This window comes from Pseudonocardia oroxyli (genome assembly GCF_900102195.1).
GTDB lineage: Bacteria > Actinomycetota > Actinomycetes > Mycobacteriales > Pseudonocardiaceae > Pseudonocardia > Pseudonocardia oroxyli.
The window spans coordinates 410848-429141 of record NZ_FNBE01000002.1 but is presented as its reverse complement, the minus strand read 5'-3'; the positions used below and the strand labels follow the sequence as shown (position 1 = coordinate 429141).

The window sequence follows — 18294 nt, the reverse complement described above, 5'->3', positions numbered from 1 at the left end:
ACGTCCTGTGGTGGGTGGTCGCGATCAGCACCCTGATCGCGGCCACCCTGGCCCTGCTCCGGCTGCTGCCCCGCCGGGTCAGTGGGCGAAGTGCCGGGTCCCGGTCAGGTAGAGGGTCACGCCCGCGGCGGCCGCGGCGGCGGTGACCTCCTCGTCCCGGATCGACCCGCCCGGGTGCACGACGGCCCGCACGCCGCCGTCGATCAGCACCTGAAGGCCGTCGGGGAAGGGAAAGAAGGCGTCCGAGGCGGCGACCGAGCCCTGGGCGCGGTCCTCGGCGCGGGTCACCGCGAGCCGGCAGGAGTCGACCCGGTTGACCTGCCCCATCCCGACACCGACGGCCGCCCCGTCCCGCGCCAGCAGGATCGCGTTGGACTTCACCGCCCGGCAGGCCCGCCACGCGAACGCCAGGTCGGCGAGGGTCTGCTCGTCCGCGGCCTCGCCCGCGACGAGCTTCCAGGAGGTGGGGTCGTCGCCGGGGGCGTCGATCGCGTCCCGCTGCTGCAGGAGCAGCCCACCGCTGATCGGACGCATCTCGGCACCCGTCCGGACGACCTCGCCGGGCAGCCGCAGCAGCCGGATGTTCTTCTTGGTCTGCAGGATCTCCAGCGCCTCGGGGGCGAAGCCGGGGGCGAGCACGACCTCGGTGAAGATGTCCTTGACCTGCCGCGCCATCTCGGCCGACACCTCGCGGTTGGTGGCGATGACGCCGCCGTACGCGCTGACCGGGTCGGTGGCGTGGGCCTTGCGGTGCGCCTCGGCGACGTCCGCGCCCACCGCGATCCCGCACGGGTTGGCGTGCTTGATCACCGCGACGGTCGGCTGGTCGCCGTGGTCGTGGGCGGCCCGCCAGGCGGCGTCGGCGTCGACGTAGTTGTTGTAGGACATCTCCTTGCCGTGCAGCTGCTCGGCGGCGGCGAGGCCGGGCGTGCCGTTCGCGTACAGCGCCGCGGCCTGGTGCGGGTTCTCGCCGTAGCGCAGCGACGCCGTGCGGGTCCAGGTCGCGCCCGCCCACTCGGGGAAGGCACCGTCGCCGGGGGCCAGGACGCTGCCCATCCAGGAGGCGACCGCGACGTCGTAGGCGGCGGTGTGCCGGAACGCCTCGGCCGCGAGCGCCCGCCGGTCCGCCAGGGTGAACCCGCCCGCGCCGATCTGCTCCAGCACCCACCCGTAGCGCGTCGGGTCGGTGATCACGGCGAGGCTGTCGTGGTTCTTCGCCGACGCGCGGACCATCGCGGGCCCGCCGATGTCGATCTGCTCGACGCACTCGTCCGGCGTGGCGCCCGACGCCACCGTCTCGGTGAACGGGTAGAGGTTGGACACCAGCATGTCGAACGGCGCGATGCCGAGCTGCTCCAGCTGGGCGAGGTGCTCCGGCTTGCGGGTGTCCGCGAGCAGGCCGGCGTGGACACGCGGGTGGAGGGTCTTGACCCGGCCGTCGAGACACTCGGGGAACCCGGTCAGCTCCTCGACGGGGGTCACGGGCACGCCCGCGTCCGCGATGCGCTGGGCCGTGGACCCGGTGGAGACGATCTCGATCCCGGCGGCGTGCAGCCCGGTCGCGAGGTCGAGCAGACCGGCCTTGTCGTAGACGCTGATCAGGACCCGCTTGATGGGACGGCGCTCGCTCACTGGTCTCTCTCTCCGTTGCACAGCTCGGCGACGGTGGACAGCAGCAGCCGTCGCTCGGTGATCTTGATGCGGTCGTGGAGGGTGGCCTCGGTGTCCCCGGGCAGCACCGGGACGGCCTCCTGGGCGAGGATCGGGCCGGTGTCGACCCCGGCGTCCACCAGGTGCACGGTGCTCCCGGTGACCTTCACGCCGTGGGCCAGGGCGTCCCGGACCGCGTGCGCGCCGGGGAAGGCGGGCAGCAACGCGGGGTGGGTGTTGACGATCGGGCAACCGATGCCGTCGAGGAACGCGGCGCCCAGGATCCGCATGAACCCGGCGCAGACGACCAGGTCGGGGCGGTGCGGACGGGTCGCCTCCAGCAACGCGAGGTTCCAGGCGGCGCGGTCCGCGTGAGCCTTCGGGGGGACGGTGAACGTCGCCGTGCCCACGCGGTCCGCGCGGTCGAGGGCGTGGGCGTCCGCCCGGTCGGTGCCGACGGCGACGACCTCGCCGGGGAAGTCCGTGCCGGCGTCCAGCAGGGCCTGCAGCAGGGTGCCTGCTCCGGAGGCGAGGACGACGAGCCGGGCTCGGCCGGGTACGCGGGCCCCCGCGGTGGGGTCTGCGCTCGACGAGGCGGGCACCTGTCTCCTCGGGCCGGGTTCGGTACCCCACCAGCCTAAGCCGCGACGGCGGTCACAGCGCGGGGACCTGCCCTTTCGGGTCCGCCGACGCGCTCGGGCCCGCTCAGTCCTCGGCCGGACGTGCGGCCTCGGCCTGGCGTTTCCGCAGCGCGACGAGCTCGGCCACCGTCCGCGGGGCGGGCTCGGTCTCCTGGGCGGCGGGGGGCGTCCGGCCCGGTGGGTCCGTCTTCTCCCGGGGGTCGCGGCGGCGGAGCAGCCCGCGCCGTGCGGCGGGGGGTTGGTCGGGACCGGGCTGCTCGGTGCTCGAGTGTTCGGGGCTCGAGTGTTCGGTGCTCGAGTGTTCGGTGCTCGCGTGCTCAGGGCGGGGCTGCTCGGCATGGGGCCGGTCTGCGCGCGTCGACTCGGCGCGAGGCCCGTCGCTGCCGGACTGCTCGGCACCGGGCCCGTCGGCGCGCGGCTGCTCAGTGCGGGGTGGCCGGGAACGGGACTGCTCGGCACGGGGCCGGCCTGCGCGCTTCGTCTCGGCGCGAGGCCCGTCGCTGCCGGACTGCTCGGCACGGGGCCCCTCGGCGCTGAGGCCCTCGGCACGCGGCCGCTCGTCCGGCTCGGACCGCGGCGTCTCCACTGCGGCGCTGCGGGCCAGGCGGGCTTCGCGGCGGCGTCGGGCGGCGTCGACCGCTGCCGTCCGGTCGCCGCGGCGACCAGCGTGCCCCCGCGGGCCCGCGGGGGCCGAATGCCGCACGCGACCCGCGGACGTCGCACCACCCGTACGACTGTCCACCCCGTCGCCGTCGTCCTCCGGGGCCGGCACCGCGGCGGGGTCGCCGTCCTCCGACCCCTCCTCCGCGGCGGGGCCCTCGGTGTCGGGGCCGTCGGGGCCGTCGGGGCCGTCGGGGCCCGCCCGGTCGTCGCCGCCCGAAGGCCCGCCGGACTCGAGGTCCTCGACGGCGTCGGCCGCAGGCGACGCCTCCTCGCCCCGCTCGGCCTCGTCGTCCTCGACCAGCGGCTGATCCTCGGTGTAGCCGTCGCGGTACCAGGCCAGGTCCTCGTCCGCGGAGGCCGACCGGGCAGGCGGCCCGCCCCGCTGCACGAGCGCGACGACCGCCGCCGGGCCACCGACCCACACCAGCACCGCGAGGACCGTCAGGCCGGCAGGCATCGCCACGGGGTCGAAGTCGCCCGCGGAGAGCCGCCCACCGGCCGCGAGGGCGACCACTGCGGCACCGAGCGCCAGCACCCCCGTCGCGACTCCGACGGCACGCAGCCGGTCGGCGGCCGTCGCGCCGCCGAGGGCGGTGCGGCAGACCCCGCCGACCACGAGCCCGATCCCGACCGGCACCACCACGACGACCACCGCCCAGGCCGGGGACGGGACCGTCGGCAGGGCGGCGAGCAGCGGGAACGGCGGCACCGCATCGGGCGCGCCGCCGAAAGGCGTCCAGGCCCCCAGCCCGATGTCGACGCCCGGGCCGAGCAGCCAGGCGGCCCCGCCGACCACGGCGTTGGGGAGATAGGCGATACAGAGCAGGGTCAGGCCCAGCGCGCCGCCCCCGGTCGGGGTCAGGGACTCGAACATGTCGTGGGCACGGCTCGCGCCGAACACCAGCCCGACGACGAGCACGATCGACCCGGCGAACGCCAGCGCCGCACCCCCGACCACGGCCCCGGCCAGGCCCGCGGCGGGCCAGCCCTGCAGTCGGGCGCGCCAGCTCTCGGGGAGGGTGCACGCCCGCAGCACGCCGGCCCCGGCGCCGATGGCGGCGACCAGCCCGGCGCCGAGCATGGCCGCCCAGGGCGCGGCACCGACCTCGGCGGCGCTGGGCAGCAGCGCGCTGCCCAACACCGCGACGGCGGCGTGGGCCCCCGCCGAGGCGGCGACGACGGCACCGGCGTCGTGCCGGAAGCGGCCACCCAGCCTGCGCACGGCCCAGCGCGCCCCCACCGACACGATCGCGACGACGAGGAGCGCGGGCAGCAGCGGGAGCACGCTCAGGGGCTGGCCCTGCAGGTCCAGCGGGATCAGGTGCGCGGCGAGCCAGAGCGGGATGGCCGCGGCGAACGCGCCGTCCACCGAGCCGCCCCCGCCGCCCGCCAGCACCACGACCAACGCGGGCGGGACCAGCAATGCGTAGCTGACGAGCACCGTGCCCATCGCCGCGGCGAGGACGATCCGGAACCGGTCCAGCCCCTCGGGCGGTCGTGGCCCGCGTGCCTCGGCGGCCGTGCCGTCGGACTCGGCATCGGCGTCGGGGTCCGGGTCGCGGCCGACGCGCGAGGAGCCCGCCTCGGCGCGGGGTGCACGCAGCGATCGGGTCATCCCCCGAGCCTTACAGCGCGACCCCCGAGAGTCAGCCCGCCACGCCGCAGCAGCCTGTGGCGAGCCGGGTCGTCGAGCATCGACAACCGGGCGCAGCACCCGAGGCGAGCCGCACCCCGGCACCCCGGCACCCCACCGACCTGGCCATGATCCACAATCCGGGAGGGCAGCGGTCGATTCGCGACCGGACCGCTCCCCACGAATGGATCATCGCGGTCCGGGCGGTCGGCCGAGGTTCCTCACCGAGGGCCGCCGGCCCAGAGGTTGACGAGCACCCGGCAACCCGGCGGCCTGTGGACCGTCGCCCGAGCCTCAACCTCGTTGCCCGCCCCCTCGAGCGTCGCCATCCCGGCACGGGCCGACCCGCCGACCCGCCGACCCGCCGACCCGCCGACCCGCCGACCCGCCGACCCGCCGACCCGGCCATGATCCACGAGCCGGGAGCGCAGCGGTCGATTCGCGACCGGACCACTCCCCACACATGGATCATCGCGGTCCGGGCAGGCGGCCGAGGTCATCGCCGAGCGCCCCGGCCCCGAGGTCGACGAGCGCCCGCATCACCTCGGCGGCCTGCGGAACGTCGCCCAAGCCTCAACCTCGTTGCCCAACCACCTCGGGCGTCCGCCGAACCGCCGAACCTGCCATGATCCACAATCCGGGAGGGCAGCGGTCGATTTGCGACCGGACCGCTCCCTAAGAGCGGATCTTCTCGGCCTGGGTGAGCCGTAGAGACTCCTCACCGAGAGGCCGGCAGCACGGTCGACGGGTTCACTTGAGCCTGCGACTCGCGCACCTGAAGCGCGAAGCTCGCGGGGCTCAGACGTGGGGCTCGCGGGGCCGGACCGCAGCACTCGCGGGTCTCGAACGCGGGACTCGGGGAGCCGGACCGCGGCACTCGCGGAGCCGGACTGCGGGACTCGCGCGCCTCGAGCGCGCAACTCGCAGAGCCGAAACGCGAGTGACGCAGAACGGCGCGCGAGTCCGCGCTACCGGAGCGCGACTCGCTCAACCGGAATGCGCAGCTCCCTGAGCGTCAGGTGTCGCGGCGCTCCGGGTCGACCGCGATGGTGGTGGTCCGGTCGCTGTCGGGGACGCCGCCGGAGTGCCTGCCTTCGGCGGGCGGCTCGATGCGGGTCTGCTCTACCTCGGTGGGGGTGTGCTGACCCGCGGGCGGGGTGGGCGGGGCGGGTGGGGCCCCGTGCTGCGGTCCGGGCTGGGGGTGGGCACCCGGCTGGCCGTACGCACCCACCGGAGCCGGCTGTCCCGGCTGACTCTGCTGACCCGGCTGACCCGGCTGACTCTGCTGGCCCGGCTGACCTTGCTGCCCCGACCAGCCCGCGGCGGGCGGCTGGCCGTAGCCGGCCTGCGCCTCGGCCGGGCCGCCCCAGCCCTGCGGGGGGCCGTAACCGGGCTGCTGCGGGTAGCCACCGTAGGGCTGCTGCTGCGGCGGGTAGCCGTAGGAGTACGGGGTGGGCTGCTGCTGGTAGCCGCCGCCCTGGGGCGGCGGGTACTGCCCGCCGTAGTACGGCTGCGGCGGGGCGGCGGGCTTCGGGGCGGGCAGCGAGACGACGCCCGCCTCCAGCAGCACCGCGCCCACCAGCACGGCGGCCTCGAGGAACGCCAGCACCAGCGCGGCGATCTCGATGCCGCCGAGCGAGCCGCCCGCCAGCCCGGCGACCTGCGAGCCGAGCACCCCCAGCTGCACGAGCAGCAGGAACCCGACGGCGGCCAGCACCGCCGCGGGGATCAGGAAGCGGTCCGCCCGCGGGAGCAGCGCCACGGCGGCCAGCGCGCCACCGCCGAGCAGCAGCGCCGGCGCGACCTGCACGATCGGGAAGACCGAGAAGAAGCCGAGCAGCCACACGACCACCGCGAGCCCGGTGCCCGCCATGACCATCGTGCGTGCAGGGCCTGCCAGTGCGGCCCGTTCCGGGTTGGGACTCTCGCTCATCACCGCTCCTCGAAGACTGCCCCCGACGCTAACCCACCCGGATGAACGCGTGAGCCCCGGGAGGGTTCCCTCCCGGGGCTCACGTGACGATCGGACCTCAGAGCCGTGTCACAGCGCTGCGATGATCTCCTTCATCAGCGCGGCGGTCTCGGACGGCGTCTTGCCGACCTTGACCCCGGCGGCCTCGAGGGCCTCCTTCTTCGCCTGCGCGGTGCCCGCCGAGCCGGAGACGATGGCGCCGGCGTGGCCCATCGTCTTGCCCTCGGGGGCGGTGAAGCCCGCGACGTAGCCGACGACCGGCTTGGTCACGTTCTCCTTGATGTACGCGGCGGCGCGCTCCTCGGCGTCTCCGCCGATCTCGCCGATCATCACGATCGCCTTGGTCTCGGGGTCCGCCTGGAAGGCCTCGAGGGCGTCGATGTGCGTGGTGCCGATGATCGGGTCGCCGCCGATGCCGATGGCGGTGGAGAAGCCGAACTCCTTGAGCTCGTACATCATCTGGTAGGTCAGCGTGCCGGACTTGCTGACCAGGCCGATCGGGCCGGGGCCCGCGATGTCGGCCGGGATGATGCCGGCGTTGGACTTGCTCGGCGAGATGATGCCGGGGCAGTTCGGCCCGATGATCCGGGTCTGGTTGCCCTTCGCCACGGCGTGCGCCCAGAAGTAGGCGGAGTCGTGGACCGGGATGCCCTCGGTGATCACCACGGCGAGCGGGATCGCGGCGTCGATGGCCTCGATCACGGCGTCCTTGGCGAACTTCGGCGGCACGAAGATGACCGAGACGTCCGCGCCGGTCTCCTTCATGGCCTCCTCGACGGTGCCGAAGACCTTCAGGTCCTTGCCGCCGATCGTGACCGTGGTGCCGGCCTTGCGCGCGTTCACGCCGCCGACGATGTTGGTGCCCGCCGCCAGCATCTTGGTGGCGTGCTTGGTGCCCTCCGAGCCGGTGAGGCCCTGGACGATCACCTTGGAGTTCTCGTTCAGAAAGATCGACATGTCAGGTTCCCTCAGACCGCAGCGGCGAGCTCGGCGGCCTTGTCGGCCGCGTCGTCCATGGTGCCCACGACGGTCACCAGGGGGTGGTTCGCGTCGGCCAGGATCTGGCGACCCTCGACGACGTTGTTGCCGTCCAGCCGGACGACGAGCGGCTTGGTGGCGCCGTCACCCAGGATCTTCAGGGCCTCGACGATGCCGTTGGCGACCGCGTCGCACGCGGTGATGCCGCCGAACACGTTGACGAACACGGACTTGACGTCCGGGTCGCCCAGGATGACGTCCAGCCCGTCCGCCATGACCTGCGCCGACGCACCGCCGCCGATGTCGAGGAAGTTGGCGGGCTTCTGGCCGCCGTGCTTCTCGCCCGCGTAGGCGACGACGTCCAGGGTGCTCATGACCAGGCCCGCGCCGTTGCCGATGATGCCGACGGTGCCGCCGTCGAGCTTGACGTAGTTCAGGCCCTTGGCCTTGGCCTTCGCCTCGAGCGCGTTCTCGGTGCGCTCGTCGACGAGCTCGGCGTGCGCCGGGTGCCGGAAGCCGGCGTTCTCGTCGAGGGTCACCTTGCCGTCGAGGGCGATGACCTTGTCCTCGGGGTCGCGCACCAGCGGGTTGACCTCGACGAGGGTGGCGTCCTCGGCGACGAAGGTCTCCCACAGCTTCACGATGACGTCCGCGGCCTGCTCGGCCACCACGGCGGGGATCTTGCCCGCGGCGACGATCTCGTCCGCCTTCGCCTTGTCCACACCCGCGATCGCGTCGATCGGGATGCGCGCCAGCGCGTCCGGCCGCTCGACGGCCAGCTGCTCGATCTCCATGCCGCCCTCGGCCGAGCACATGGCCAGGAAGGTGCGGTTGGACCGGTCGAGCAGGAAGGAGAAGTAGTACTCCTCCGCGATGTCGCTGGCCGTGGTCACCAGCACCTGGTGCACGGTGTGGCCCTTGATGTCCAGGCCGAGGATGGCGGTCGCCTTCTCCTTGGCCTCGGCCGGCGACTCGGCCAGCTTGACGCCGCCCGCCTTGCCCCGGCCACCCGTCTTGACCTGGGCCTTCACCACGACGGCGGTGCCCAGCTCGGCGGCGGCGGCCTCGGCGGCCTCGGCCGTGTCCACCGTCTTGCCCGGAAGCACCGGGACTCCGTGGGCGGCGAAGAGGTCCTTCGCCTGGTACTCGTACAGGTCCACTCGGCTCTCCCGATTCAACACGTCGCTGTGCCGGCTGCGCGGGGAACGATGCGCCCGCGCGAATGCCCGCACGTCAGAGACCTACTCCGGTCCAGGACCCTAGCCATGCGGGTCGGCCCACATGACATCCGCCCAGGTGAGCTGCCTCACCGCCACCGTGCGTGCACGTCCCGTGCCAGGCAGAGCGGGTCGGTGGGGGCCGCCGGTGTGACCAAGGCGTCGTCCGGTCGACACGTCCTCGTCACAGAGAGCGAGGAGAACAGGACACTCGGATGTTTCGCGCGCGTTTCCGCCCGAGACCGACGCGGCCCGGTTACTCTTGGGTATGGCGACGGTCCGGGCCGGACTGCACCGCCTGGCCACGGCGGCCGGCGGTGGGTTCTCCGCTGTCTCCTACGCCGCCCGCGCCCTCGCCTCCCCCGCCGGGGTCCGCGGCATCGCCCTCGAATGGGCCTGGCTGAGCGCACACGTGGCGCTGTACCCGGTCGGCCTGGCGGGCGAGAAGATCGCGCCGCGGGACCTGTACCGCACCGACGACCTGGACCCGGTGCAGCGCAGCCTCGTCTGCGCCGACCCGCACACCGCGGGCACGCCGATCCTGCTGATCCACGGGATCATGGACAACCGCTCCGTGTTCACCGTCTTCCGCAGGGCGCTGCGCCGCCGCGGCTTCGGGCTGGTGCACGCCGTCAACTACAGCCTGTTCACCGGCGACCTGCGGTCGGCGGCCCGCGAGGTGGCCGAGCACGTCGCGCGGCTGCGCGAGGCGACCGGCGCGGACCGGGTCCACATCGTCGGGCACTCGCTGGGCGGCGTGATCGCCCGCTACTACGTGCAGTGCCTCGGCGGGGCGGAGTCGGTGGACACGCTCGTCACGCTCGGCAGCCCCCACACCGGCACGAACACCGCCTACCTGCTGCCGACCCCGCTGGCCCGGCAGCTGCGGCCGGGGTCGGACGTCATGGCCGAGCTCGCCGCCCCCGCCCCGGACTGCCCGACCCGGTTCGTGGTCGTCTGGAGCCGGATCGACGAGATGATCGTCCCGCAGCGCAACGCCCGACTGCGCCATCCGGACCTCCTGGTGGAGGAGCTCGAGGTCGACGACGTCGGGCACCTGGCCATGCCCGTCGACCCGCGGGTGGTGCACGGAGTGGTCTCCCGGCTGGCGCACGGCGCACTCCCGCTGCACCTCGCGCGCAGGCTGCGCAACCGTTCGTCGACGGAGAACGCGCGCTCCTCGCCCGCCTAGTGACCGGAGCGTGATCGGGTCGCGACACACCGCACCCCGGGTTGGACGGCCGCCGGACGGCCCGCTACCTTTGCTCCGTTCGTGTCACAGCGCGATCACGACGACGCGGCGCCGACCCCGAATCGGCACCGGACGGGCCTCCCCAGCCCACGCCGTCACGCGAGGTGGTGCGGACCCGACAAGAAGGGCAGGTCGTGGCGCGCCACCGCTCCCCAAGCGGCGCTCCCGGACCGGTCCCGCAGGCGACCGCATACCCCCGTGCGGCCCGACCGGCGGGAGGACACCGGCTCCCGGCGCCCCCCAAGACGTCGCTGCGCGTGCGCGCGACCGTCGCCGCCTGTGCGGGCGGCGCGCTGGTCGCCGCAGGTCAGACGGTGTTGACCGCGCTCGCCGGGCCCGCCGTCGCCGCCGACCCCTACGAGCGGCTCGCGGCCAACGCGATGCTCCCGGTCGTCGACGACATCGCCGCCACGACCTCCCCCTCCGCCGATCCCACGACCGCCGTCGCCCGCCCCATCGGCGCCGACCAGCTCACCGCCGCGACCCCCCAGGCCGTTCCGGTGCTCGACGAGCACTCCGAGGTCGAGGTCGCGAGCCTGACGAAGGCCGCGGCGATCGGCGAGCAGATCGCCCAGACCGCACAGGCGATCCGCGCCGCGCTCGCGGGCGGCGCCCCGCAGGCGGTGCTGTCGAAGGGCGAGGCCTACGTGCTGCCCACCCTGGGCCGCTTCACCTCCGGCTTCGGTGCCCGCTGGGGCGTCACCCACTACGGCATCGACCTGGCCGCCCCCATCGGCACGCCGATCTTCGCGTTCACCGACGGCGTGGTCGAGGAGTCCGGGCCTGCCAGCGGCTTCGGCATGTGGGTGGTGCTGCGCCACCCGGACGGCACCCGGACCGTCTACGGGCACATCAACCGCTCGCTGGTCTCGGTCGGCCAGACCGTGCAGGCGGGCCAGGAGATCGCCGAGGTCGGCAACCGCGGCCAGTCCACCGGCCCGCACCTGCACTTCGAGATCTGGGACGCGAGCGAGAACAAGATGAACCCGCTCCCGATCCTCACCCGCCTGGGCCTGTCGGTCACCGGCGACGGCGGCGAAGCGCCCAGCGCCACCTACTGACCCCGGTACCGGGGCTCCCGGCGCTACAGCTTCTGCAGCGGGACGCCGCCGATCAGCATCAGGCGGACGGTGCCCGCGCTGCCGAAGTCGATCGTGACGGTGGCGCGGTTGCCCACCCCGTCGGACGCCGTGACCGTGCCCAGGCCGTACTTGTCGTGGCTGACCCGGTCGCCCACCTCGAGGTGGATCTCCGCGTTCATGGTGCGCTGGGGCACCTTCCAGTCCCCGCGGTCGGTCGCGGTGGACCGGCGGCCGAAGCCGAAGCGCCCCACGGGCGCGGACGGGCGCTCGGGCTCGGAGCGCTCCCACTCGACGAGCTCGGCCGGGATCTCGTCGAGGAACCTCGACGCCGGGTTGGTGCTCGGCTGCCCGAACGCGGACCGGACGATCGCGCGGGACAGGTACAGCCGCTGCTGCGCGCGGGTGATGCCCACGTAGGCCAGCCTGCGCTCCTCCGCCATCTCGTCGGGGTCCCCCAGGGTGCGCATGTGGGGGAAGATCCCGTCCTCCCAGCCGGTGAGGAACACGACCGGGAACTCCAGGCCCTTCGCGGTGTGCAGGGTCATCAGGGTGACCATGCCCTGGTCGTCGTCCGGGATGGAGTCCGCGTCCGCGACGAGCGCGACCCGCTCGAGGAAGGCGGCCAGCGAGCCGGGCGGCGGGGCGCCGACCTCCACGTCCGAGTCGTCCAGGTCCGCGACGGCCGCGTCCCCGGCGAACTCCCGGGCGACCGTGACGAGCTCGGCGAGGTTCTCCAGCCGGGTGCCGTCCTGCGGGTCCTCGCTGGCCTCCAGGGCCTCGGTGTAGCCGGTGCGGCCGTAGACGTTCTCCAGGATGTCCGCGGTCTCGTCCCCGCGCTCCACGCCCTCGCGCAGGTCGTCCAGCATCCGCTGGAACCCGGCGATGTTCCGCTGGGACCGGGTCGCCAGCTCGGGCAGCCGCGAGGGCTCCTCGGCCGCGACGCGCAGGGCCTGGCTGAACGAGATGCGCTCCCGCTCGGCGTAGTCCGCGACCAGCCCCTCGGCGCGGTCCCCGATGCCGCGCTTGGGCACGTTGAGGATCCGGCGCAGGCTGACGGTGTCCTCCGGGTTGGAGAGCACGCGCAGGTAGGCCAGCGCGTCCCGGATCTCCTTGCGCTCGTAGAACCGCACCCCGCCGACGACCTTGTACGGCAGCCCGATCCGGAGGAACACGTCCTCGAACACGCGGGACTGCGCGTTGGTCCGGTAGAAGACGGCGATGTCGGAGTTGCGGAACTCGCCCGAGTCGACGAGCCGGTCGACGGTCTGCCCGACGAAGCTCGCCTCGTCGTGCTCGTTGTCCGCGACGTAGCCGACGATCTTCGCCCCGTCCCCCTGTTCGGACCACAGCCGCTTGTCCCGCCGGTTGGGGTTGCGGGCGATGACCCGGTTCGCGGCGGTGAGGATGGTCTGGGTGGAGCGGTAGTTCTGCTCGAGCAGGATCGTGTGCGCGTCCGGGAAGTCCTGCTCGAACTCCACGATGTTGCGGATGTTCGCGCCGCGGAAGGCGTAGATCGACTGGTCGGAGTCGCCCACGACGCAGAGCTCGGCGGGCTGCGCCCCCGCCGTGGCGGGCGCGACGAGCTCACGGACCAGCACGTACTGGGCGTGGTTGGTGTCCTGGTACTCGTCGACCAGGACGTGCCGGAAGCGGCGGCGGTAGTACTCGGCGACGGCGGGCATCCGCTGCAGCAGCGAGACCGTCTCCATGATCAGGTCGTCGAAGTCGAACGCGTTCGCCTGGCGCAGCCGCTCCTGGTAGGTGGCGTAGACGGCGGCGATCCGGCGCTCGTGCTCGTTCGAGGCGCGCGCGGCGAAGTCCTCGGCGTCGATCAGCTCGTTCTTGAGGTTCGAGATCTGGGCCGCGAGCGCGCGGGGCGCGAACTTCTTCGGGTCCAGCTCCTGGTCGCGCGCGACGATCCCGATGAGCCTGCGGGTGTCGTCCGCGTCGTACACCGAGAAGGCGCTGCGCACGCCGAGGTGCTTGGCCTCGCGCCGCAGGATCCGCACGCACATGGAGTGGAACGTGGACACCCACATGGCCATCGAGCGGCGCCCGACCAGCGCGTCCACCCGCTCCTTCATCTCGGCCGCGGCCTTGTTGGTGAAGGTGATCGACATGATCTCGCCGGGGTGCACGCCCCGCTCGGCCAGCAGCCAGCCGATCCGGTGGGTGAGGACGCGGGTCTTGCCCGATCCCGCGCCCGCGACGATGAGCAGCGGGCTCCCCGCGTGGGTGACGGCCTCGCGCTGTTTGGGGTTGAGCCCCTCGAGCAGCGCGGCACCGCGCTTGGTCTTCGGCTCACGCACAGCCATGCCGGGAAGTTCGAACAGAGCGCTCATCGTGTCGAACACGGTACCGCCGACCCCCGACAGAGTGTGGCAGACTGTCCGTCGTGCACCGCGAGCAGCGATTTCTCTACGGGTACCGGATTCCGGCACCCGTGGACGGCACCTGACGCGCTGCAGACCACGAACCCCGGAGTCCACCGGACCCGGGGTTCTCGCACGACCGGCCGGTGGACTCCACTCACCGAGGAGTAGCTCGATGTCCGTTCCCACCGACGCCCCCACCGACGCCGAGATCGCCGAGCTCCGCGTCGAGATCGACCGGCTGGACGCCGAGATCCTGGCCGCCGTGCAGCGGCGCTCCGAGGTCTCGCAGCGGATCGGCCGCGCCCGGATGGCCGCGGGCGGGCCGCGGATCGTCTACAGCCGCGAGATGAAGGTGCTCTCCCGCTTCCGCGAGCTCGGTCCCGAGGGCCGGGAGCTCGCCATGCTGCTGCTGCGCTTGGGACGAGGGCGGCTCGGCGCCGAGCGATCCTGAGGAATCCCCGGGGGAATCCCCCGCACGGAGCACCGTGCGCGTGGCACTGTGGTGGGCATGGGGATAGTCTTCACGCTGGTCGCGCTCGTCGGGCTGCTGGCCGCACTCGGACATGTCGGTTACGTCGCGATGTTGAACAACGCGGCCAAGAAGAAGGGCGCCGCGGGCGCCGAGATCGCGGCCTACTCGAAGAGCAGGCTGCCGGTCGCGGGCGGCGCGGCGGGTGTGGCGCTGCTGGGCCTGCTGTTCACCAGCGGCGGCTTCGGCATGGACGTGATCGGCGTGATCCTCGCCCTGGGCGGCGGGTTCGTCGGTTACCGCGGGCTGCAGCAGGAGCGCGCCAAGTACCCGACCGGCGGCTGATTCGTCCGAATTGATCACTTCACGCTGAGTGCACCGCGACGGGGCTGCGATCACCGTGCGTGAACGAGCCATTCTCCCCGTGACAACGGCCTGACCTGCAGGTATGGCCGGTCCCCCCAGGGTGCGGGCGGCGAGCGGTACCAGGGGTCCGACGAGCGGGTCGTCCCCCGAACGTGTTACCGGCGGTGAACGGGCGAATGACACTTGGTGAGGGCTTCCGACTCGGGTACACCTGATCGGGTCGCTGTCCACCCACTAGGAGGTCGTCGGTCCGTGGCCACGAACGAACACCGCGTCGGCAACCCGGTGCCGCCGCAGCACCCCGTGACGGTGGCCGAGCTGCTGCGCCGCAGCGCTCCGGCCCAGCGCACCGCCGCGGACCGGCCGACGGACACGGACCGGGTCGGGGGCGACCATCGGCGACTGCCCCGGATCCCCGACCCGCGACCCGCCCCCGAGCAGGCCGCGGTGGCCGAGCCCGCGCACACCCACGCGGCCCCGGAGCCCGGCGAGTCGCTGACCGGCCAGATCATCTCCGTCGGCGCCCTGCTGCGCCGCGAGGGCCGGGCCCCGCACGCGCTGGACCGGCCGATCCAGCCCCGGCCCGCCCAGCTCGGCAAGCGCTCCCCCGCGGCCGCCCGCCGGGCCGCCGTCGCGGCGGGAGCCCTGGTTGCCACCGGCAGCGTGCTCGCCGCCGCGGTCCTGACGAACGCCTCCGACGGCAGCTCCGACGCGCACTCCACGGCGGACGGCAGCTTCCCCGGCATGCGTCTGCCCGACGGGTCGAGTGTCCTCGCCGCGGACGCGCTCGACGCGGGCCTCCCCGCGCCCACGGCGTGGGCGAACGTCGCCTTCCCCGCCGCTCTGCTCGACCCGGTCGCCCCCGCGGTCGGGGGAGCACCCGCCGCCGCAGCCGCCCCCGTGCAGGGTCCGCGGCTGCCCGGGGCGGCCGCGCCGGTCGCCCCCGTCGCGCAGGCCCCGGGCGCCCCGGCACCCGCGGGAGGTGCGGGCACCCCCGGCACCGGCACGCCTCCGAACCTGCTCACCCCGGCCTTCGGCGGCTCCGGCTCCCCGGCCGGGCAACCCCCGACCAGCGTGGTCGGCGGCGCGGTCCAGGCGGTCGGCGGCGCGGCCGGTTCCGTCCTCGGCGGGGTGACCGGCCCGGTGGGCGCCGCGGTCACCCCGATCACCCAGGGTGCGGCGAACGGGCTGGCCCCGGTCGTCGGTGCCGTCGGCGGCGCGGCGGGCGGCCTCACCGAGGGTCTCGGCGGCACCGTCGGGGCGGTGGACCGGGCCACCGCGCCCGCGCTCGTCCCGGTCGTGAACACCGTCACCGGTGCCACCGAGGCGGTCACCCGGACCGCGGCCCCCGCCCTGGCCCCGGTCACCGGCGCCCTCGCGGGTGTCGGTCAGGCGGTGCAGCCGGTGGTCGCGCCGGTCGCGGGCGTCGTCACCGGCACGGTGAGCGAGGTCGGTGGCGGGGTGGCGCAGGCCGTCGCGCCCGCGGTGGCCCCGCTGGCCGCGGCCGCGGCGCCGCTCACCACCCCCGTCGCCGAGCAGGTCGTGGCCCCCGTGGTGACGAACGTCGTCGCGCCGGTCGCCGAGGCCGTCAAGCCCGCGGTCACGCCGGTGGCGGACCTCCTCGCCCCGGTCACCACGCCGGTCCTCAAGGCCGCGGCCCCGCTGACCGCGCCCGTGCTGAAGGCCACCGAGCCGGTCACCGGCCCGGTCCTCGACGCGCTGTCCCCGGTCACCGGCCTGCTGGACACCTCGTCCGGCGGCAACGCCGCGACCGGCGAGTCCACGCCGTCGGACAAGGGGTCCGAGGAGAAGAGCACGAACAGCACCGACGGCGAGTCCAGCACCGAGAGCACGGTCGGCGCGGTCGGCGACGGCGTCGGCAAGACGCTGGAGCCCGTCCAGGAGACCCTGGCGCCGGTGACGAACGCCGTCGGCGGCCTGCTCGGCGGCAAGTAGCGGAAGGATCCCGCATCCGGTGTCACCCGAGACACCGGATGCGGGATCGTGCGCTCAGACGAGGCGGCGGTCGCTCGCCCAGCGGCTGAGCTCGTAGCGGTTCGACAGCTGGGTCTTCCTGAGCACGCTGCTCACGTGGGTCTCGACCGTCTTCACGCTGATGAACAGCTCGCCCGCGATCTCCTTGTAGGCGTAGCCGCGGGCCAGCAGCCGCAGGACGTCCCGCTCCCGCTTGGTCAGCAGGTCCAGCTCCGGGTCGACGGCGGGGGCGGCGCCGGGGCGGTCGGAGAACGCGTCGAGCACGAACCCGGCCAGGCGCGGGGAGAACACCGGGTCCCCGGCCTCGACGCGGCGCACGGCGTCCCCGAGCTCCCGCGCGGAGATCGTCTTCGTGACGTAGCCGCGGGCGCCGCCGCGGATCACGGCGATGACGTCCTCGGCGGCGTCGGACACCGAGAGCGCCAGGAACACGACGTCCGGCTGCGCGGGGCGCACGCGGGCGAGCACGGCCGCGCCGCCGCCGTCGGGCATGTGGACGTCCAGCAGCACGACGTCCGGCTTCAGGTGCGCGATGCCGGCGACGGCCTCGTCGACCGACCCCGCCTCGCCCACGATCTCCAGCGGCGGGTCCCCGGCGGCGCCGCGTTCCAGCTCGGCCCGGACGCCCGCGCGGAAGAGCCCGTGGTCGTCCACCAGGAAGACCTTGATCGTCATGCCTTCTCCTCCTGGAGGACGGGGATCGCCAGGTGCACCTCGGTGCCCTCGCCGGGTGTGCTGCGCAACCGGACCGTACCGCCGTGGCGGCCCATCCGGCCGTGGACGGAGTCGGCGAGCCCGTGGCGGTCCGCGGGCACGTCCTCGGGATCGAAGCCCTTTCCCCGGTCCCGGACGAACACGTTCACCTCGTCCGGCTCGACCTCGGCGTACACGCTGACCTCGTCGACCTGCGCGTGCTTGGCCGCGTTGACCATCGCCTCGCGGGCGGCCAGGACGAGCGCCCGCAGCCCGTCGTCGAGCGGGTGGTCGCCGACAATCACGGGGTTCACGGTGATCGCGTAGGTGTCCTCGATCTCCGCCGCGGCCACCTGCAGCGCGGAGGCGAGGCTCTCGTCGAGGGCGGGGGTGCTGCCGCCCCGGCCGTAGCCCTGCGGGCCGTAGAGCCAGTGCCGCAGCTCGCGCTCCTGGCCGCGGGCCAGGCGCTGCACCTCGCGCGGGTCGTGCGACTGCTTCTGGATCAGGGCGAGGGTCTGCAGCACGGAGTCGTGCAGGTGGGCGGCGATCTCGGCGCGTTCCGCGGTCACGATCCGGGCCCGGCGCTCCTCGCCGAAGTCCCGGGCCAGCCGCACCCACCAGGGCACGGTCAGCACCCCGATGCCGACGACCGTCGTCAGCACCACGAGCACGCCGAACTGCACCTGGCCGAGGTTGAGGTTGCCCAGCAGGAACACCGCGATGCCCGCGGCCACGAACACCCCGCCCGCGACGACCCGCAGCACCGCGTTGCGGCCGCCGCCCAGGAAGCCGCTGCGAGCGCCGGTGGTCCACCGCCGCCGTTGGGCCTCGTCGGCCTCCCGCCAGACGACGGCGGCGCCGACCGCCGCGACCCCCAGCGGCCCGACGATCCAGCCCACGATCTGGTTCTGCAGCGCGGCCCCGACCAGGCCGATGCCGATCCCGAGCGCCGCCAGCCCCATCGCCTGCTGGCGTTCCTTGGCCGACACCTCGCGGGTGACGTCCGCGGCCTCCTGCCGCACGAACACCCAGAGCAGGCCGTAGGCGAGCATGCCCGCCCCGTTGACCGCCGCCAGCACGACGAACGCGGCCCGCACCCAGAGGACGTTGACGCCGAGGTGGTCGGCCACCCCGCCCGCCACCCCGGCGACGAGCCGCCCGGAGCGGCGCCGCACGAGCGGCTCACGGGTGGGCACAGCCGGGCTGGTCATGGCTCCATGGTCACACGCGCGCACCCCGGGGACACCGGGGTCGATCTCCGGGGCTTCTCGGGGTCGGCCCCGATACCGTGGGTGGGACGCGCGAGGG

Annotated in this window: 14 protein-coding genes; 5 read left to right on the top strand and 9 right to left on the bottom strand. The window is 74.1% G+C overall.

The features are described from left to right. Positions 1 to 78 precede the first annotated feature (78 nt). From purH to sucC, 6 genes are all read right to left on the bottom strand, one after another. Positions 79 to 1632, bottom strand: coding sequence for a bifunctional phosphoribosylaminoimidazolecarboxamide formyltransferase/IMP cyclohydrolase (gene purH / locus BLS43_RS04760; protein WP_093077210.1), 1554 nt, complete (start codon positions 1630 to 1632; stop codon positions 79 to 81). Then, positions 1629 to 2252, bottom strand: coding sequence for a phosphoribosylglycinamide formyltransferase (purN, locus tag BLS43_RS30885; RefSeq protein WP_245707291.1), 624 nt, complete (start codon positions 2250 to 2252; stop codon positions 1629 to 1631). The genes purH and purN overlap by 4 nt, the downstream gene beginning before the upstream one ends. 103 nt (positions 2253 to 2355) lie before the next feature. After that, the gene (locus BLS43_RS30880) at positions 2356 to 4569 is read right to left on the bottom strand and encodes a cell division protein PerM (protein ID WP_245707290.1); all 2214 of its coding nucleotides are present in this window, start codon (positions 4567 to 4569) and stop codon (positions 2356 to 2358) included. Positions 4570 to 5602: 1033 nt separating this feature from the next. After that, positions 5603 to 6520 (bottom strand): DUF5336 domain-containing protein, encoded by a 918-nt coding sequence (locus tag BLS43_RS04750; protein ID WP_143029941.1) that lies wholly within the window; start codon positions 6518 to 6520, stop codon positions 5603 to 5605. Positions 6521 to 6628: 108 nt separating this feature from the next. Further along, positions 6629 to 7516: a succinate--CoA ligase subunit alpha gene (gene sucD, locus BLS43_RS04745; protein WP_093077201.1), complete on the bottom strand. Its 888-nt coding sequence runs from the start codon at positions 7514 to 7516 to the stop codon at positions 6629 to 6631. 11 nt (positions 7517 to 7527) lie between these two features. After that, positions 7528 to 8697 (bottom strand): ADP-forming succinate--CoA ligase subunit beta, encoded by a 1170-nt coding sequence (gene sucC, locus BLS43_RS04740; protein WP_093077198.1) that lies wholly within the window; start codon positions 8695 to 8697, stop codon positions 7528 to 7530. Positions 8698 to 9022: 325 nt separating this feature from the next. Between sucC and BLS43_RS04735 the strand changes: the two genes are divergently transcribed. Together BLS43_RS04735 and BLS43_RS04730 are read left to right on the top strand one after the other, a co-directional pair. Beyond that, positions 9023 to 9946: an esterase/lipase family protein gene (locus tag BLS43_RS04735; protein ID WP_093077195.1), complete on the top strand. Its 924-nt coding sequence runs from the start codon at positions 9023 to 9025 to the stop codon at positions 9944 to 9946. 317 nt (positions 9947 to 10263) lie between these two features. Further along, positions 10264 to 11067 carry a M23 family metallopeptidase gene (locus BLS43_RS04730; protein WP_245707289.1) on the top strand — a complete coding sequence of 268 codons (804 nt, stop codon included), beginning with the start codon at positions 10264 to 10266 and terminating at the stop codon, positions 11065 to 11067. Between the two features lie 23 nt (positions 11068 to 11090). On the opposite strand, the gene pcrA is transcribed toward BLS43_RS04730, so the two are convergent. Beyond that, on the bottom strand, positions 11091 to 13430 hold the full coding sequence (gene pcrA / locus BLS43_RS04725) for a DNA helicase PcrA (RefSeq protein ID WP_093077490.1): 2340 nt from the start codon (positions 13428 to 13430) through the stop codon (positions 11091 to 11093). A gap of 205 nt (positions 13431 to 13635) precedes the next feature. On the opposite strand from pcrA, the gene BLS43_RS04720 reads away from it, so the two are divergent. The 3 genes from BLS43_RS04720 (at position 13636) to BLS43_RS04710 (ending at position 16254) form a co-directional block, all read left to right on the top strand. Continuing rightward, positions 13636 to 13914, top strand: coding sequence for a chorismate mutase (locus tag BLS43_RS04720; RefSeq protein WP_093077192.1), 279 nt, complete (start codon positions 13636 to 13638; stop codon positions 13912 to 13914). A gap of 57 nt (positions 13915 to 13971) precedes the next feature. Next, positions 13972 to 14277 carry a hypothetical protein gene (locus BLS43_RS04715; protein ID WP_237196748.1) on the top strand — a complete coding sequence of 102 codons (306 nt, stop codon included), beginning with the start codon at positions 13972 to 13974 and terminating at the stop codon, positions 14275 to 14277. 273 nt (positions 14278 to 14550) lie between these two features. Beyond that, entirely contained in the window at positions 14551 to 16254 is a 1704-nt protein-coding gene (locus tag BLS43_RS04710) for a hypothetical protein (protein WP_093077190.1), read from the top strand. A 54-nt stretch (positions 16255 to 16308) separates the two neighbouring features. On the opposite strand, the gene BLS43_RS04705 is transcribed toward BLS43_RS04710, so the two are convergent. Further along, positions 16309 to 16968, bottom strand: coding sequence for a response regulator (locus BLS43_RS04705; protein ID WP_093077187.1), 660 nt, complete (start codon positions 16966 to 16968; stop codon positions 16309 to 16311). Further along, positions 16965 to 18197, bottom strand: coding sequence for an ATP-binding protein (locus tag BLS43_RS04700; RefSeq protein WP_093077185.1), 1233 nt, complete (start codon positions 18195 to 18197; stop codon positions 16965 to 16967). Before BLS43_RS04700 ends, BLS43_RS04705 begins: the two co-directional genes overlap by 4 nt. Between the last annotated feature and the right edge of the window lie 97 nt (positions 18198 to 18294).

What these genes read in the sequence shown, in the direction of transcription:
- BLS43_RS30880 (WP_245707290.1), bottom strand. Translation starts at nt 4,569, where the DNA reads ATGACCCGATCGCTGCGTGCACCCCGCGCCGAGGCGGGCTCCTCGCGC.
- BLS43_RS04750 (WP_143029941.1), bottom strand. Translation starts at nt 6,520, where the DNA reads ATGAGCGAGAGTCCCAACCCGGAACGGGCCGCACTGGCAGGCCCTGCA.
- sucD (WP_093077201.1), bottom strand. Translation starts at nt 7,516, where the DNA reads ATGTCGATCTTTCTGAACGAGAACTCCAAGGTGATCGTCCAGGGCCTC.
- BLS43_RS04735 (WP_093077195.1), top strand. Translation starts at nt 9,023, where the DNA reads ATGGCGACGGTCCGGGCCGGACTGCACCGCCTGGCCACGGCGGCCGGC.
- pcrA (WP_093077490.1), bottom strand. Translation starts at nt 13,430, where the DNA reads ATGAGCGCTCTGTTCGAACTTCCCGGCATGGCTGTGCGTGAGCCGAAG.
- BLS43_RS04720 (WP_093077192.1), top strand. Translation starts at nt 13,636, where the DNA reads ATGTCCGTTCCCACCGACGCCCCCACCGACGCCGAGATCGCCGAGCTC.
- BLS43_RS04715 (WP_237196748.1), top strand. Translation starts at nt 13,972, where the DNA reads ATGGGGATAGTCTTCACGCTGGTCGCGCTCGTCGGGCTGCTGGCCGCA.
- BLS43_RS04705 (WP_093077187.1), bottom strand. Translation starts at nt 16,968, where the DNA reads ATGACGATCAAGGTCTTCCTGGTGGACGACCACGGGCTCTTCCGCGCG.
- BLS43_RS04700 (WP_093077185.1), bottom strand. Translation starts at nt 18,197, where the DNA reads ATGACCAGCCCGGCTGTGCCCACCCGTGAGCCGCTCGTGCGGCGCCGC.